We start from the raw sequence: 17,487 nt of genomic DNA, 5'->3' as shown, positions 1-17,487 counted from the left end.
GGTGATCCATGTTAAAAGCGAAGATATTCGTAGTGCTAGCAATAGCAATAGCAGATTTGATGTTTATTCCATCTCTTTTACGTATTCCTGAGTACATTGAGAGCAATCCTGTTGAGACTATTAAAAAATGGTCTTCTTCAGTTGATCTTATAGAATCCTGGTTCCTAATGCTTGATTCTGAAGTGACATTGAGATTGTTTATGTACGTTCAAGCACCAGTCTTATTGTTTACACTTTCTCTATTTTTAATGGGTCCTATAAAAATAAAAAACGAAAAATTAAAAGGGCTAGGTGGACCTGAAGCGACTGGTAAAGGACAGTTTGGAACTGCTCGTTTCTCTACTGATAAAGAAATGCAGAAATCTAATGGTACCTGGGTCATGACGAATGGAACTCGCCCTGAGTCAGGTGGGGTGGTTCTAGGTATGGACACCAAAACCGAAAGAGCATATTACGTTCATGATGCATCACATACTTTACTTTTAGGTTCTACACGGTCAGGTAAATCTCGTAAATCGTTGATGCCTTCAATTTATGTAACAGGTAAAGCTGGTGAAAGTATGGTCATAACGGATCCTAAAGGTGAGCTGTTTAGCCTTACAAGTGGATATCTGAAAAGTGAAGGATACAAGGTAATAAAAATTGATTTAAGGGATCCAGGAAAAAAGAGCAACACATGGAACCCTATGCAAACAGTCGTAGAAGCTTTAAATGATCCGAGCCTATCGAAACAAGATCAAATGGCCCTAGCGACTGAACGTGCGCGCGATTTAGCTTACATGATCGTATTCCAAAAAGAACGAAAAGGAGATCCAATTTGGGCGAATGGTGAGCTGTCAGTAACTACAGCACTAATTATGTATATAGCGATTGAAGAAACTAACCCGGCAAAGCAAAACTTAATTTCTGTATTTAGATTGTTACGTGATTATGGGCAACCAATCGTTGATCCAGAAACATCTGAAGAATACATTCCTCTTAATAATTTAATGATGGAGCTCAATCATGAACACCCTGCAAGGGATGCATTCACAGTTGCAGCCTTAGCACCATCTAGACAACGAGGAAGCTTCTTTAGTGGCGCAGCATCCAATCTGTTATTGTTCTCAGACCCAAACATTGCCTTGATGACGGAGGAGAATGATCATCGTCTCGAAGATATAGGAACAGTAAAGTCCGTTGTGTTCTTAGTTATTCCTGATGAAACGACTTCAAGACATTTATTAGCCAGTCTATACATTGACCAACTCTATTCGAAATTAGTAAAAGAAGCGAATCACTTCGGTGGAAGGTTACCCGTCCAAGTGAATTTCTTCTTGGATGAGTTCGGGAATATGCCTCAAATTTCAAAATTTGATACCAAAATCACTGTAGCAGCTGGTCGGGGTATGAGATTCACTTTAGCTCTTCAAGATTTGAATCAATTGAAAACAACTTATGGAGATGCTGCAAAAACTATTACAGGAAACTGCTTGGTTTGGATTTTCTTAAGAACGACTGACCTTGATACAGCTAAAGCCATTTCAGAAAAAACAGGTAAGTACACAATTTCGACTAATAGCGTATCTAATAACTACAAAAATTTAGAGCCTAGTGGGACGACGAGTACTAGCTTAACAAGTCGCTCATTACTTTTACCTGATGAAATCGAAAGATGGCCAAGTGGAATGACACTAGTATTAAGATCAGGTCAATTTCCTTCTAAGTTGACTGCTCCTGATATATCAGAATGGTCAGCAATGAAAGAATTTAATAAGCACAAACCAGTAGTCATTGAAAGGAGGAATGCCGAAACTCTACCTAAAGTTATCAAGGTAGTGGAAAAAGAAATGGAAGTCAAAACAGAAAGCGTAAAGAAAGAAAAATCAGCATTAGATCAAATTCGAGAACTAGAAGGAGGAACTGAAGTAGATGAACTTCAAGAAGAACAAGCAAATTAATGTAGTGGGAAACAAGGTTAAAAAGAATTGGAATGCGTTAGTTACTTTATCACTTGCGATGATGGTTTTAGTACTTACAAGTCCTTTGGCAGAAGCTGCTGCTAAGAAAGGAAAAGCTACACCGACTTTATTCTCAAACACGAAAACACTTCTAGGCGATGCAGGTGGATGGATTACTGCAATCGCTGGAGCTGTAGCAGGATTCATCATGATTGGATTAGGTCTTAAATATGCTATGACAGATGATCCAGGTTCACGAAACGAAATCAAAAAACAAATGAAAAATGTATTCATCGGTCTTGCGATCTGTCTATCGGCAGTGTCATTAATTGCGATTATCGTAACGTACTATGTAGCATAAGATGGGCGGATTCCTTTCAAAAGCAATTAATACGCTATTTGAAGACTGGATTGATGGAGCCATTGATTTTATTTTAGTGTTACTCGCTCAAATAGGTGGATCTGGAATAAAGATTCTAGAGATGGATATTGTCGTAGATGCGATCATATACGCTCAAGGAATAGGAATTACGCTTTTATCTGTTGTTGTCGCAAAAGAGATGTTATTCCGTTACATTCTTCAAGAATCTGGTGATGAGGTTGCTGATCCCGCAAAAATACTCATTCGAGTGGTGAAGTCGGTAGCTGTAATCATGAGTGTTCCTTGGATAGTAACCACTATCTACAAGTTTGGAACAACTTTAGCTGTAGATGTAGCGAAACTAGAAGGTGGCGGTTTCGGTAGTCCGGCAGGTAAAGGATCACTGAAGGATATGCTGAAAGCATTCTCAGCATTACAATACTTACCGTTATTTATCTTAGTAATGGTAATCTCAATTGTCATTTTGATGTTTATTATTGTCATTCAAGCATCAATTCGTGCAGCTGAGTTAGCTTTTCTAGCTGTTGCTGGTTGTTTCATGGCGGTATCTCTAATGAATCCCAACAGTGAAATGTATTCATCATGGTGGAGACAACTACTAGCGATATCGCTAGCACAAGCTTCGCAACTATTGTTAATAAAAATAGGATTCGAGTCCTTACAGACCATGTTTAAAGGACCAGAAGAAGCCTTATTAGGATTCTGTTTGTTCTTTGGAGTATTGATAGTAGCAGTTAAAGTACCAACGATTCTCAAAGAACATATCCACTCTACAGGTACAGGGAAGATGGGATCAAGCAGTGGTCAACAATTCAGTATGATGGCAGTTTCAAGAATGGTCATGAAAAAATGAGGTGAATCATGAATTTCGATTTAGAAAAGATGATGAACCAACAAACTGAAACAAAATACATCATTCCCAAAAACATTAAAGCTAGATTCGAAATTTTCGGTATAGGATTGCGAGAAATCATCGCAATCCTCATTGCCGGGATAGTTGGATTGGTTATCATTTCAACAGTAGATCTAATTATTGATGTAAAAGGTTTGGTAAAGGCATTAGTCGTTTTAGTTTTTGGTGGTGTTTCATTCTTACTTATTGTCGAAGATCCAAGAGAAGGTGTATCGGTCATAAAGTTTGTTCAATACTATAAAGACTTTCTAAAAAGACCAAGAAAGTATCTATATTCGAAACTCGATAGAGGTGAATAGACATCTTTACATTTAAAAGAAAAGAAGTAACGACTGAAGAAAAAAATAAGCTTGAAATGAACAGCAATAAGCAAAATGCTCAAAATTGGTTCAATATTTCTGATGTGAATGATCAATTGATTTTAAGGAAAGATCAAAAGGTCATTTCACTTATAAGAGTCGGAACAGTAAACATGTCACTTTTATCTAAAACCGAAAAGGACATGAGGATCCGTCAACTTTTTGAGGTCATGAATGGGATTGACACAAGGTATAAAATCTTTTCAATCGCAAGACCCGTTGATTTGGATGGTTTCATCGAACAACTGAAAGTAAAACAATCACAAGAACCAATTGGTATGAAGAAAAGATTATTAAGTAATGCAATGTCACATGCGGCCATTATGGCTTCTGGTGGTGAAGCAGTTGAACAACAATTCTATCTTTTACTCGAAGGAGATATTTCGACGAATCCAGAGTATGAGAAGAATTCATTGATTAGAAGAACAAAGGAGATTGCAGCTAATTTAACTTCAGCTGGATTAGGCGGGCATTTATGTACCAATCAAGAAATCCGGGATCTCTTATTTATTTTTTCTAATCCTCAACAGGCAGCTTATGAGAGAGCGCCACAAGATAACGGACCATATTTTACTAACTATGTGGAGGGTAAGTGAAGATGGCAAAAAAGGTAGAGCAAACATCACCATTGATTGAACAAATTTCTCCAATGGTGATTGAATTTAAGCCAAAAAAAGTAGTATGGGGAGATCGGGTAGCGCGCACATATGTCATCACACAGTATCCTAATCAGGTTTCGGCTGCATGGTTATCTCGAGTGTCGAATATGGAGGGCGTGACAGTATCGATTCAGATTGATCCTACAGATCCTTTTGAACTTGTAAGAGAAATTAGAAGGTCTAGTGGCGAATTATCTTCTCGATTGATGGATGTTAAAAATCCGTTCGAGCAACAACGAACAAAAGACCAACTAGAAGATGTTCAACAGCTGTTAAAAGAGATTGATAGAGATCAACAAAGTGTTGTTAATCTAACTACACTTCTTCTAGTAGGGGCAGAAAATGATGAATCTTTAGAGGTACGGTGTAGACGAGTTGAAGCAGAGTTAGCAGCAGGTGGACTTAGAGCACGCACGCCGATTCTAAGACAAGAAGATTGCTTAAAAGGACTTACTCCTTGGGAGATGGTACCGAAAAATATTACTGCAATCGGACAACGAAATATGACCGCCAAAACAGCTGCTGCAAGTTATCCCTTTGTATTTTCTGGATTAAATGATGGTAAAGGAATCTTACTGGGTACGGATACAGCTGGAGGCATTGTATTAACAGACTTTTGGGTTCGGCAGTCAGACCGAACGAACAGTAACGTTACGGTTATCGGAAAGCCTGGTGTAGGTAAATCAACCCTAGTAAAGAAGATATTAGCGAATGAATGGGCTCAAGGATCTAAAGTAATCGTAATCGATCCTGAAAATGAATACGGTGATCTATGTAAGAATCTTGGAGGACAGTATATTGATGCTGCAGGAGATCCAAAAGGTCGCATTAATCCCTTACAAGTCAGAGCAATACCAGCTGATGATGACGAAGAAAGTGATCCACTGTTTGAAACTGAAGTAGATGACGGGAAAGCTAAACGTGGACCTCTAGCGCAACATTTTCAGGTTCTCCGATCATTCTTCAGAATGTACTTAAAAGACATGACGGTTTTAGAGGAAGTTTTACTAGAAAGAGCTTTAGAAGTTCTTTATAAGAGCAAGGGTATCACTTGGACTACTGAACCTACATCATTATCAAATGAAGCCTGGCCGACTTTAGAAGAGCTATACGAACTAATTTTAGAAGCTTCTAAAACGAATACTGAAAATGGATCGTCCAGCGATGAAACAGAAAAAGAATGGAAAACTTTAGCGATGCGATTGCGATCAAGTGCAATCGGGGCAGATTCATTTTTATGGAATGGAGCAACGACAATTAAAGCTGAAAGTGACTTCATAGTTCTCAACATAAATAAACTACTTGAAGCAGATGAACGAACTATGAGAGCGCAGTTTTATAACATCTTAGGATGGGTTTGGGATGAAGTGAGCAGAGATAAAGATGAACGAGTATTTATTGCTGTCGATGAAACATACTTGTTAGCTGATCCAGATCATCCGCAGCCACTTCAATTTTTACGCAACACTTCAAAACGTATTCGTAAACGTGAAGGTGGGTTAATGTCAATTTTTCATAACCTAGTAGATATGTTAGATCCCTCAGTTCAAAGATATGGCCAAGCGTTAATTGATAACCCGGTCTATAAATTCATCATGGGTCAAGGGGATAAGGATATCGAAGCGTTACAAAAGCTCATGTCGCTCTCTGAAAGAGAGGTACAGACACTAGCAGACGGTAGACGTGGGGAAGCTCTATTTGTTGCAGGAAGTAAAAGATTGCATTTGAAAATAGACGTCACTCAAGAAGAACTTGAGTTATTCGGGGCTGGAGGTGGACGTTAAATAAGGGGATGACCAAGATGATGAAGTCAAAAGAACAAGACTATAACTGCTGTATCAAGTTTACGTTAGATCAAAAAGTTGAACTTGAAAGTATCGCTAAAGATTACGGCCTATCAATCACCCAAATCATTAAGGTGATCACTTTAAAAAAATTAAAAGAGTATAAAGAAGCACCTAATCAATTTATCTGATCGAAAGGGGGAGCAATATGTACGGAATAATTTCTAGTCCAGGAAATCATCATTTATTTAAATCTGTAGCTAATGAAGAATTGGTTTTTGAGGCTATAGATCAATTTGGCGATACCGAGTTTCTAAATGCGTGTATAAAAGTCTCGAGAGTGACACTAAATTACGTTTTAGTTGATCTTACTTGTGCTTCTGAAGATGCTCTTGTAAAAGGAATAATCAATATTGTATTAAATAAGCCAACCACTCGAATCATTCTAGCAGGATTTGATCTACAGGTAGGAGATAGAACGCTAGTTTCACTTATAAATTCTGGTGTTTATGATATTGTCTCCCTTCAAGATCCTACTGGTGCAGACTATCAAGAAATATATGAAATGAATCAAGACAAATTAACGGCAGCAATCGAAGAAAAAAAGATTTTAGCTGATGCAATCAGATGGAAAAGTAGTATGGAACGCTCAGAAATGCTTATTGACGATAAAGAACCAGAAGTTGCAAGCAGTTCTAAAGAAATTAAGGTTAAAGAAAAAATTGTAGTCAAAGAAGTAGTGAAAACAAAAGTTATTAGTGTAGAAGCAGACAGCTGGTTTGTAGTTAACCTTACTCGAAGAGCTGGAGCAAGTCTGATCACTCAATCTATAGCGAAATATTTAGCTGATTTGGATTTTGATGTACGAGTAACCGAATCTCCTTTTAACAAGCCTACTTTTCTGTACTCTACAGGTGAACATTATGAATTACCAAGTTCCGTAATTGATTTAGAAAGCGATTCGCCCTACCAACCTTATGAGTATAAAAAAATTAAATGGGATCTAAAAACAACATATAAAGAAATCTCTGATGCAGATGTAGATTTTCTGAAGCTACTTATAAAGGTGAGACAAGGTCTTAATTTAATTGATGTTGGTGATAGCTACTTTGAAAGACCACAGATTTTAAATGATGCTCGAAAACTCATTGTAGTTTTAGAACCTGATATTAATGGACTTTGGGAATGTACAGAGCGAAAAAGGCAAATAAATACCTTGAGTAAAAAAGGCATGGAGATTATCTACGTCATAAACAAGTCACATGATCTGATTTCTAATGAATTTGCAAGCAACAATGGATTCGAAAATCATGTATTTTTACCAGCTTTGGATCCAGAGATTATTTATAAAAGATCGTTAAAAAGCCAACTTCTTCTAAATTCAACCGATGATATAGATGATGCATTTATCCAAGGTTTAAATCACCTTTCTAAGCTAATGAATATTCCTATATATCAAGATACAAGAGAACCGAAAAAAAGAAGGAAAATCAGAATACCATTCTTAAAAAACTGATTGACCTCATTACCAAGTATAGGAATTTACTTTAGTTAGTTTAATTGGTATCCTATATATAGGAAGAAAAGCGGATAATAGCATTCAAATGCCTATATCATAGGGAGGAAATGTTTTATGAAAAAGAGTCTATCAGCAGTGATCGCAGCCACAGTATTTTTATCTGGAGTTCCTAGTGTAAGCATTCTTGAGAATGCTCCAGGACAAGTAAGAAAAGTGGAAGCAGCAACATTCAAACAGTTTAAAGGTACGTCTACGGCAGATTTAAATGTACGAAGCGGCCCAAGTACGAAGTACAAAAAATTAGGTCTTCTTAAAAATAAAAGCGTGGTTACGGTAAAGGGAAGCACAAATGGTTGGTATAAGATCACATACAAAGGTAAAACAGCATATGTTTCAGCAAAATACATTAAAAAGAATGCCTCAGTTAGTACGTTTAAGCAATTTTCGGTTACTACTACTGATGCCTTGAACGTTCGTCAATCTAGATCTGCATCAGGTAAAAAATTAGGTCAGCTTGCAAAGGGAAGCAAGGTTACGGTAATTGGATCCAAATCAGGCTGGTATACCATTAAATTCAAAGGTAAAACTGGTTACATTTCTTCAAAGTATACAAAAAAGGTTTCTATAGCTCCTAAAGTACAATATTATGCTTCAGTTATTCCGACTAAGGCGTATGTTCGTACCGGTGCATCAACTAAGTACAAGGCGGTAGGGTCACTAAAGAAAGGAACAAAAGTAGGAGTCTATGGTACTAGCAATGGTTTCTCAAAGATTTTGTTCCAAAAGTCATATCGCTTTATTAAGTCGTCAGATATTAAAAAGGCTGTCACTTCTACAAAACCTACAGTTCCATCAAAGCCAACAGTTCCTACAACTCCTCCAAAAGATACATCTAATAAACCGAGTAATGTATCAGGATACGAGCTGCAGACAGGTAGCTACGCTTTGGCTTTAAAATTTGATGATGTCGATCAAGTGAAAATCTCAAATTCATTTTCTTATGACACGAAAGTGAGAGAAACAAAGGCGATTGCGGATGCTTTAGGTGCTAAATCAAATGGATCTGTAATTAATTTAGTAAACACTGTAGATGGGTTTGAATCTTTGGATGATGTTAAAATTGCCTACGATTTTGCATATGGATCAAAAAAATTCAAAATGTATTACTCTAGCGGTCGTGATTTACGAATCAAAGAGAGTAAGTACATCATGAAGCTCATGTTAAAACCATATTTACCTAATGGGTATGAATCCGTAATAAATAAATACTTTGATGAACAGTATTACGGTGGGGATGGTTATGGTCCTTATGACGTCGATGGTTACACGGTTACTTTCAACGCTGGAAGTATTCGTTTTGAGAAATAAGCATATCGGAGGGTTCTGAATGAAGCTGAAGAAAGTATCGCTTATTTTATTGACTATGTTCCTGCTTACAAGCACATCTATTGCAGAAGCTAGTACAGTCAGTGTAGGCGATAATGAACAAAATGCAGTCAACATTCAAGATGTTGAATTTATTGAAAGCAATGGGATGAAATCGTTTTTTGATTCATCAATTAGCAGGACTAAAGGTAAAGTTCCTATTCATTCATGGAAAGACTTAGAAGGCAAAATGATCACATCAGATAGCGGAAAAGTAGTCAAACTAATCGATGCGGATCATAACGGGGAAGTAATCGTTACTGAAAGTAAACAACCTACAGTATTTGCTACTTATCGAACAATCGGAGCAGCTGTTCAAAATACGAATTCTGGTTATTCATCCTTAGCGATTCAGGCATGTGGGGATACAGACTGGCTATCATACGTAAAAAGTATTGGTGTACCTACAGTCTCAAACAGAATAAGTGGCAAGACATACAACCTAAATCCGAGTCTTTCACGGAAATATAGATTATTGATTTATGGAACGCCTAAAGATGTCAATGACAGTAGTTATGGAAATGATTACTCAGGTGGCCAGTGGCGATATCTTGGTTATTCTCGCTATGGTGGACTAATGATTAACGAAGACTATCCTGAATATATCGGTATCAGTAAATTTGATGCCGATCTATTCTTGAAGTCCGAAAATTATGCAACACGAGTTAAGTATGCTTATGCAATGAAAGATGTTTTTTACTCTCCAAGAGGAAGTCTCTATGATGAAGCAGTTAAAACCATGGGTTATTTTTCTTGGTTAGGAAAAAAGCTACTCGATTATAAGGCTGGATCTTGGTGGTTAAAGAACGAAGATGAAGCTAGAATTCGCATTCAAAGTCTTCGGAGAGGGTATGAGGCAGGATTGGCAGTTACTCAGTACAGAGATCCAAATTCAGGTGTGTACTGGTATCAAGCTTATATCGTTAAAGCGTTAGACTTTCCTGAATGTCCAGAACCAGATATGAAAGCAAATTCTTTAACGGCTTCTCGTTCATCAAACAATGTCAATTTGACATTTAAAGTTCAAAACGCTTCACCAGATAAACAAATTGTAACTTCGAAAGTAGCGGTACCGTGGACTGTAAGATGGAACTTTGATGGTATTGATGCAAAGGGGAAAGCTGTTTCAAAGAGTGGAACGCTCTCAACGGCAACATTGCCAAAGTACGGTAAATCATTCCCATACGGAACAGTGTATAGCAAGTCTTACGGGTTTAATCCCAATATAACCACGACATGGGCGGGCGTGTTTAAGTTCACCGCAGAGTTCAATCCTAATGGAAGTAAAGACATGACGGAGGAGAATTATGCTAACAATAGTGCTAGCACTAGCTTAAGTTGGAGTCCTAAAAGCGTTCCGCCACCTAAACCAGGTACATGCCAAATTGAAGATATAGATCCTCCAGAATATCGATATGACTATGAATTGGATTTATCGGTTGAACGACTTGAAACCAAAACTACGGACTCTAATGCAGCAACTACAACACCGATTTCCGTTTATAGAGCAAGCTACGCAGCAAATCGTTTAAAAGCAAAAAATGCAATTAACAAAGACTTATCTTCAAAAAAAGCTACAAAAGCAAGTCAGGAATTAAAAAAAGCACAATATCAATCGGAATTAGTTTCTTTAAATAAGAAATTGGCGGATGCCAAAAAAGGTGAAGAAGTAGAAAGTTGTGTAATTGATGGTAACGGTAAAGAACAATGTACTACTAAAACAGTCGTAAACCCTGCTGAAGTCAATGCAGCTCAGGCAGCAGTGAACAACAAACAGACACAAATTAACGATATGGAATGTGATATTGGTCAAACCGATCAATGGATCGACCACTACGAAAAAGAGTTGGATGAGGTAAATGCTGATGAATCTAAATACAGCAGCACTAAACCAAATCTAACGCTTAAGGTAAATAACGAAGTTAAAGGAGAAACACACGTCTTACTAAAAGAAGGCGAGCGAAAAACAGTCAGCTTATCTTGGACAGTAGAAGATGAAGCAACTGTAGTAGCGGAGATTAACGAAGATGGAACATATGAAGAGTATGTTGATGGAGTAGAGGATGTTTATGCAAACAACGTCCGAGAAACAACAATCTATACACCTTCTAGAGAAGTTGGAATGTGTGGACCGACTTCTGAGGCAAGTGGACCAGTAGTCACTATAAGCGATTCTGTATTAGGAGATAGAACGTACACAGAGACGCTTAAAGGATCTATAAACAGCGTCTTCCCTAAAAAGTTAAGGGCTGGATATGGATTTACGTATACAGTCGATACTGAGTACTTTAATGAATACAAACCTTTATATAACGGCACTGCTAAGAACGCAGCAGTACAGTATGGATACTCAGCCAGTGGATTAGACTCTATGCAGTATCTTGAACGTATTACAGACACTGGTCAATTTGCTAGATTCGTTCCTAAAAACGTATTTGTTTCTAAAAAGTCAGGAGTAGTTTTTGATAACAATAATCCAGCTCAATCTTCAGAAGAATTGATTAACGGTGGTCGAAAATGGTACTCGGATTTCGAACAAAAGGATGGTAAATATCCATTTGAAGTAAATGTAGGTCGTGGAGGAATCAATGAACTAGGACTTTGCTTAACAAGCGAAACAGAAATTAAAGGAACGGCAATGGATGATTTTGTTCGAAGATCAGTTTCCCCTAGTAAGCCGTTTCCTGGAGGAAACGGTTGGGATTGGATAGGGAAAGTAAGCTTATTGAACGGTCTTGAAGATTGGATTGTAGGGGGCAAGCAATGAGTAAAATGGGTTGGTTTGGTATAGCTATTACTCTATTTATTATTTGTTTCGCTTTTCAAATCGATACAACGGTACTTAATGCAAGCATGATTGATAATCGTGATGCTGTTAAGCAAGCTTCTGAAGCATCGATTCAACGTTCCATTAACAAAGGAACACTACGTGTCACTGAAAGCGTGGAAATCGATCCAGTCGCTTTCAGTGATGAATATGAAAAATTCTATAAAGAGAACGTCGATTTTAATTACGACGGAAGTACCAGGAATTTTAGAGTCGTCAAAGTAAATACCTCCCCAGCAATGGTTGCAGTTGAAGGAGAGGTAACAAACAAATCAACTTTCAAAAGAACAACTGAAGATAAAAATGAGGATATTAGCTTGCTGTTTAAAAATGTCGTCATTTATGAATCGAAAAGCAAAGTTAAGATTCCAGGAGGTAACGTAGAGTGAAGAAATTGAAAAAACAAACCAAACGAAAAGTTATAGCAGCTACTCTTTCTTTAGCAGTTGTAGGATCCATGTATGCTTACAATGCTTACGCAGTCGAAACGGCCGTTAATCCTACTAAAGTAGCCTTAGTGAAAATGGATATTCAACCACATACAAAAATCACTGAAAAAATGATTTTCGAGAGAGAAGTACCAGCAAACGCAATTCCACCTAATGCTTTTATAACGAAAGAACAAATTGTTGGGAAGTATACAACTGAAGGATTTGGGATTTCAGAGAATAGCTTCTTTTTAAAAAACAACGTCAAAAGTAAAAATGAACTACCAGATGCGGCAATCCTTTCACTTGAAAAAGGTGAAGTAGCTTTTCCTTTACTAGTCGATCTAGAAACAAGCTCAGGAAACTCAATAGTGCCAGGAACATTCGTTGATCTATATTTTTTAAATATGGAGGGCACTCAAGGAGAACTTATGACAGATAAGAACGAGCAAAGTGTTCTTTTCGGTGGTCTCTTTTCTCAAGTGAGAGTGACGAGCGTTAAAGATGGAGAAACTAACGATGCATTTCGTGAGGAACAAGATTCGAATGGAGAAACTAAAGAAGTTAAAAGTGCTGCTAGATTATATACGCTGGCAGTTACTCCAGCTCAATTACAATATCTTAATCGAGCTAAAAAGTTAGGAATGATTATGCCAGTAGCTACGCAGAACATTGACGAAGGAGATAACAAAAAACTTCTCGCGTCCTTTAATCAGGTATCTGATCAAACTGTAATCTTGAAATACATTGAAGATAAATCAAAAAATAAAATTAGTGACCATGTAAAACAGCAGCTTAATTTCGGTAGAGAATTTAGTTCAGTAAAACAATAAGGAGGATTCTAATGCCAACGATAATTTCCTTTAGAAGCGTAAGCCGTGGAGCCGGTGCATCTACCTTAGCAACTACTTTTGCTAAGGAAACAGCAAAATTAAAAGCGAAAGTATTGTTCATTGAAGCGAACTTAGTAAGTCCGTCACTCGCAACAAATACAGGGTTTACACATCCTACAAAAAACTTTCTGAATCTAGTCAATCAAGGTAGTAATAGCTACAAAATTACTAACTATATTGTCACTAAAGAGGATATGGACAAAAAAACATCTAACCAACTTTGGGGAATGGATTTGTTATCTGTACCGAAGTCTCAAGGGAAGTATGATCAAGTAAAGTTGGAAGATCCTAGCTCTTGGATAGAGAAATTTATGAGTACTCTTAAAGAGCTAGCCTATGATTACGTTGTTATCGATATCCCAACTGAACTTGATGAATTTACGTCTTATCCCATTATTACTGGTTCTGATCAAGTCATAAGTGTAGTAGAAGGCAAACCCAAATCATTAATGGAATTCAGAAACGAAAAAATGTGGCTACTAGAGAATAATTTATCGTTTGAGGAAACATTGGTTATCAATAAACATGAAAAAGATTACCAAGGAGATATAGCAGAATTTATCAACGAAATGCCTTATCTCCCTATCCCATATGATCCATTTAGAGTCAGAGAAGAATGGTTGCTTAAAATCGGTAGTGATTTAATTGATTTAAAAATTCAATCATTACAGGCGTCTTTAGGTGTTCAAGGAGTAGGCTATGTAGAAAAACCTAAAAGCCCAATTAGAAATCTTTTAAGCTTTGTTAGATAAAAAAGGGGTGAATCGAAATTAGTACTAAGATTGATTTAATAAAAAGTAATAATGAAAAATACGATAATAAAATCGATTTTTATGCAATGTCTTATGCAGACAAGCAAAGTAAAGCAAAGCTTTTAGGTGAAGCCGAGCAGGACTTAATAGATGAATCAGTAGAAAAACTTAGGAAATATCTGATTGAGACAAATAAATCGTTGTTAGAATCATCTTTCTTAGATCGAGAAAAGCGTGACAAATTAAGTTCTAAGATATCTGAATACATTCAACGAAACGGTATTGCGATTCCTAATATTGAACAACAAGAGTTAGTCAGTACAATTCTAGATGAAATCACAGGGTTTGGGATTCTCCAACCTCTTATCGATCGAGAAGACATCACAGATATTTTTGTGAATGGAACAAAATCCATTCGTTATATTGGACCTGAAGGAGATACTTTATTCGTCGATCCTCTTACAAGAGAAGTAATTAACTTTTCAAGCGAAAGTGAGATTCTAAGGCTAGCTTATCGGTTGGTTAACGTTACTGAATCTACTCTAACAACTGCAAAACCTTATACAGACACTGCATTACCTAGACTTCGATTAAACATTATGAAATCAGACATATCGGGAATTGGTACATCCATTTCAATTCGAAAAAGCTCCAGCGAGTTGAGAGCTACTCGAGAACGTATGTTAGAGACTAATCAAGCTTCAGCTGATGAGTTGGACTTATTTAAAGCAGCTGTTCAAGCAAAGTTGAAAATATTGATTGTAGGAGGTACTGGTACAGGGAAAACTGAGTTTATTAAACATTTAGCTCAGCACATACCTAGCAACGAAAGAACGCTTGTAGCTGAAGATGATCCAGAGTTGTTTCTTCACGAACTATATCCTGAGAAGCACTTTTATACTTTCGAGTGTCGTATGACCGGAAATCCAGAAACAGATATTCCCTATAGCATCGGTTTGAAATTAGGCCTTCGACAACATCCAAGGAGAATCATTGTAGGAGAAAGTCGTGGAGAAGAAGCGATGCAAATGATTGAGTTTTTTGAATCAGGTCATAGTGGCTTCACTTCTATACACGCTGAAAGTAGCGAAGAAGCTCTTCAACGTTTAAAGAAAATGTGTCTTCGTTCAGGTGTTAATTTAAGTGGAGATGACATTCTACAATCTATCGCTGGTGCATTTGATTTAATCGTTGTTATGGAAAAATTAGAAGATAACAATCGGTATGTGACTCAAGTGTCAGAAATAGAAGGGTATGACTATCAAAATAATCGAGTGACATTAAATGATTTATTCTTATTTGAATACAAAAAAGAGAACTTTGTATTCAATGATTTAGGTGGGGTTGAACATTTAAATGGTGTTCATATATTAAAAAATAAATTTTCACAGCGACTCAAACGAAAATTTTCACGGTCTCTAGCAGAACCAAAGCTCATTGCAAAATTAATATGAAGAGGTGACTAATGAATTTATTGTTCACTGTATTTCTGATCCTTCTTATCTACACTTTTATACGTGTAGTTTTTCAACCTAGAAGTTCTATAACTGAACTGATGATTGATGAGGATAATAAAGTACAAAGTAATGAAAAAATAGGTGGTTTCAAGTATTCAAAATTTAGCTTAAATCCTAAAAAGTTAAAACAAGAAGCTCTCGAGTATGAATGGAACTTGAACACAGGTAAATGGCTATTAATATCGCTAACATCAGTAATAGCAATATCTTTATTTTCATACTTTAGTTTTGGAAAAGAAGATGTGTTACTACTTTTCGGTCTCTTAGGATTCATCGTTCCTAGAATTCTTTTAAATCAAAAAAAGCGAAAACATCGTGTTGTCTTACTCGATCGTTTATTAGTTTTTTTAAATGCCTTTACTTCTACACTATTGGTCACTCATCAACCAGTAAAAGCATTAAAAGAAATCAAAGAGTTGCAGCATCACACGGTACAAGAAGAAATCGAAAAAGTTATTATCAATCTTTCCTCTGGAATTGGGGTGAAAAAATCTTTTTCCGGGCTAGTAGATAAGTATCCATTTAAGATGCTCAGTTTTTATGTAGATCAACTTGAAATAGCTATTGCTGATGGAGGAGATGGTACCTATAAAATACTAACCTCTGTGGTTAATGATATAGAGTCTGAAAAAACACTCATTGCTAAATTGAGAACAGAGCTGGTCAAAGAAAAAAGAGCCTTTTATCAGAACGCTTTATTTGTTTTATTAATGCCATTTGCTTTTAATTTCATGCCTAAAATGGCTGAAGTACTCACTGGAACTCTTCCAGGAAAAGTTGTTATCGCATTTAATTTCCTAGCTGTTATTGGGATTTATCTCATCGTCAGAAAGCTAGCGAGTTTTAACCCGATGGCTGAACGATAAGGAGGGCATGTCTTGGAACTATTCATAACGCTAATTTTGTTTATGCTTGTCACTTTCGCTTTGTATTTTATTTTGACTCCGAATAAAGGAGTAACGGCTTCAGATATCCTTCTGGAAGGGGGTGATCAGTTTCAAGAAAACAAAAATGAATTATCGAAGGCAGAACAAAGTAAACGCAAAAAAAATCTAGATCTGCAAAACAAGCTCCTGATATCTGGAATGAATATGACAGTGAAGAAATTTAGACAGACTAAAATTTTATATGCAGTTTTATTTACTACAGCTTCTTTAGTCTTTATGACCATGACTGGATCAATGTTATTTAAAGTTATGGCATGTGTTTCTCCTTTGTTATACATCTATCCAGACTATCAATTGAAGCAAAAAATTAAAGCCGCTACTTGGAAACGGAAATTAGAGTTACCAGGTTACTTAAAAATTGTTGCAACCTTGCTAAAGAACCATACGCCTTCGAAAGCGATCAAAAAATCAGTGGAGTATGCCGGACCTTACTTGAAACCATTCGTTGATGAGCTAGCAATGGATTTAGAAACTAGACCAGGAGACGATGATGTATTAAAAAAGTTTGCACAGAATCTTGATATAACCGAAGCGCATACCTTCGTTATTGCAATTAAACAAGCGTCAGAAGTAAACAAAGAGGGCGCAATTTCAATTTTAGATGACCAAATAGAAGTCATGGATAAACTACGTCACGAAAACTATAACTACTTGATATCGACTAAGCCTTTAGCATTCGCAAAATGGAACTTCATTGTAGTTATGCTGATTTTACTTTATCCGTTCGTCATCGTATATGTAACGTTCACAGAAACAATGCAATCAATGTAAAACAGAATGGGGAGAGAAAAATGAATTTAATGATCATCTTAACAGTAGTCTTACTAACAATAGTGCTAGCAAAAGCGTTAGCTCCAAAATGGGCTACATCGGAAGTTTCGCAGAACTCTGCAGATAACGGTATGTGGACTGTAGGAGTAATCTTCGTCGGGATCATGGCCGTCGGCTTGATTTACGCAGCACTTCAAACAGCGTACACGAATTACGGCACACGATTGAAAGATACTTCAACTAAAGTAGATCCAACCACTTGGGGAAAATGATTTAAAAACATAAAAAACAGAATGGAGAGAAAAAAATGAATTTAATGATCATCTTAACAGTAGTCTTACTAACGGTAGTGTTAGCAAAAGCATTGGCGC

17 protein-coding genes are annotated in these 17,487 nt (G+C 36.8%); all 17 read left to right on the top strand.

Annotation, left to right across the window (positions count from 1 at the left end; genetic code table 11):
• The first annotated feature begins 8 nt into the window (after nucleotides 1-8).
• The 17 genes from ACHA8N_RS05390 (at nucleotide 9) to ACHA8N_RS05310 (ending at nucleotide 17,388) form a co-directional block, all read left to right on the top strand.
• Nucleotides 9-1,940: a VirD4-like conjugal transfer protein, CD1115 family gene (locus tag ACHA8N_RS05390; RefSeq protein WP_393964991.1), complete on the top strand. Its 1,932-nt coding sequence runs from the start codon at nucleotides 9-11 to the stop codon at nucleotides 1,938-1,940.
• A complete protein-coding gene (locus ACHA8N_RS05385; RefSeq protein WP_114597418.1) occupies nucleotides 1,912-2,301 on the top strand; it encodes a pilin in 390 nt (129 codons plus the stop codon). The genes ACHA8N_RS05390 and ACHA8N_RS05385 overlap by 29 nt, the downstream gene beginning before the upstream one ends.
• Nucleotide 2,302: 1 nt before the next feature.
• Complete coding sequence (locus ACHA8N_RS05380; RefSeq protein ID WP_064300999.1) at nucleotides 2,303-3,175, top strand: conjugal transfer protein TrbL family protein; 873 nt, start codon at nucleotides 2,303-2,305, stop codon at nucleotides 3,173-3,175.
• Nucleotides 3,176-3,183: 8 nt separating this feature from the next.
• Entirely contained in the window at nucleotides 3,184-3,534 is a 351-nt protein-coding gene (locus ACHA8N_RS05375; protein ID WP_114597417.1) for a hypothetical protein, read from the top strand.
• Between the two features lie 56 nt (nucleotides 3,535-3,590).
• Nucleotides 3,591-4,190, top strand: a complete 600-nt coding sequence (locus tag ACHA8N_RS05370; RefSeq protein WP_114597416.1) for a hypothetical protein — start codon at nucleotides 3,591-3,593, stop codon at nucleotides 4,188-4,190.
• Nucleotides 4,191-4,192: 2 nt separating this feature from the next.
• Complete coding sequence (locus ACHA8N_RS05365; RefSeq protein WP_393964990.1) at nucleotides 4,193-6,037, top strand: VirB4 family type IV secretion system protein; 1,845 nt, start codon at nucleotides 4,193-4,195, stop codon at nucleotides 6,035-6,037.
• A 17-nt stretch (nucleotides 6,038-6,054) separates the two neighbouring features.
• Entirely contained in the window at nucleotides 6,055-6,228 is a 174-nt protein-coding gene (locus tag ACHA8N_RS05360; protein WP_156501877.1) for a hypothetical protein, read from the top strand.
• Nucleotides 6,229-6,245: 17 nt separating this feature from the next.
• A complete protein-coding gene (locus ACHA8N_RS05355) occupies nucleotides 6,246-7,553 on the top strand; it encodes a hypothetical protein (protein ID WP_393964989.1) in 1,308 nt (435 codons plus the stop codon).
• A gap of 117 nt (nucleotides 7,554-7,670) precedes the next feature.
• Nucleotides 7,671-8,924, top strand: a complete 1,254-nt coding sequence (locus ACHA8N_RS05350) for an SH3 domain-containing protein (protein WP_393964988.1) — start codon at nucleotides 7,671-7,673, stop codon at nucleotides 8,922-8,924.
• Nucleotides 8,925-8,943: 19 nt separating this feature from the next.
• The gene (locus tag ACHA8N_RS05345) at nucleotides 8,944-11,748 is read left to right on the top strand and encodes a hypothetical protein (protein WP_393964987.1); all 2,805 of its coding nucleotides are present in this window, start codon (nucleotides 8,944-8,946) and stop codon (nucleotides 11,746-11,748) included.
• The gene (locus ACHA8N_RS05340; protein ID WP_393964986.1) at nucleotides 11,745-12,197 is read left to right on the top strand and encodes a hypothetical protein; all 453 of its coding nucleotides are present in this window, start codon (nucleotides 11,745-11,747) and stop codon (nucleotides 12,195-12,197) included. Before ACHA8N_RS05345 ends, ACHA8N_RS05340 begins: the two co-directional genes overlap by 4 nt.
• On the top strand, nucleotides 12,194-13,069 hold the full coding sequence (gene cpaB, locus ACHA8N_RS05335) for a Flp pilus assembly protein CpaB (RefSeq protein ID WP_393964985.1): 876 nt from the start codon (nucleotides 12,194-12,196) through the stop codon (nucleotides 13,067-13,069). Before ACHA8N_RS05340 ends, cpaB begins: the two co-directional genes overlap by 4 nt.
• A gap of 11 nt (nucleotides 13,070-13,080) precedes the next feature.
• Entirely contained in the window at nucleotides 13,081-13,881 is an 801-nt protein-coding gene (locus ACHA8N_RS05330) for an AAA family ATPase (protein ID WP_393964984.1), read from the top strand.
• An 86-nt stretch (nucleotides 13,882-13,967) separates the two neighbouring features.
• Nucleotides 13,968-15,335, top strand: coding sequence for a TadA family conjugal transfer-associated ATPase (locus ACHA8N_RS05325; RefSeq protein WP_393964983.1), 1,368 nt, complete (start codon nucleotides 13,968-13,970; stop codon nucleotides 15,333-15,335).
• 11 nt (nucleotides 15,336-15,346) lie between these two features.
• Nucleotides 15,347-16,264 (top strand): hypothetical protein, encoded by a 918-nt coding sequence (locus ACHA8N_RS05320; protein WP_393964982.1) that lies wholly within the window; start codon nucleotides 15,347-15,349, stop codon nucleotides 16,262-16,264.
• A gap of 12 nt (nucleotides 16,265-16,276) precedes the next feature.
• Nucleotides 16,277-17,116 carry a hypothetical protein gene (locus ACHA8N_RS05315; protein WP_393964981.1) on the top strand — a complete coding sequence of 280 codons (840 nt, stop codon included), beginning with the start codon at nucleotides 16,277-16,279 and terminating at the stop codon, nucleotides 17,114-17,116.
• A 131-nt stretch (nucleotides 17,117-17,247) separates the two neighbouring features.
• Nucleotides 17,248-17,388, top strand: coding sequence for a hypothetical protein (locus ACHA8N_RS05310; RefSeq protein ID WP_393964980.1), 141 nt, complete (start codon nucleotides 17,248-17,250; stop codon nucleotides 17,386-17,388).
• The last annotated feature ends 99 nt before the right edge of the window (nucleotides 17,389-17,487 follow it).

The organism is Exiguobacterium sp. S22-S28 (assembly GCF_043359615.1).
In the GTDB taxonomy this organism is placed as follows: Bacteria; Bacillota; Bacilli; order Exiguobacteriales; family Exiguobacteriaceae; genus Exiguobacterium_A.
The sequence above is the reverse complement of the archived record's forward strand: the minus strand, read 5'-3'. Positions and strand labels throughout refer to the sequence as shown.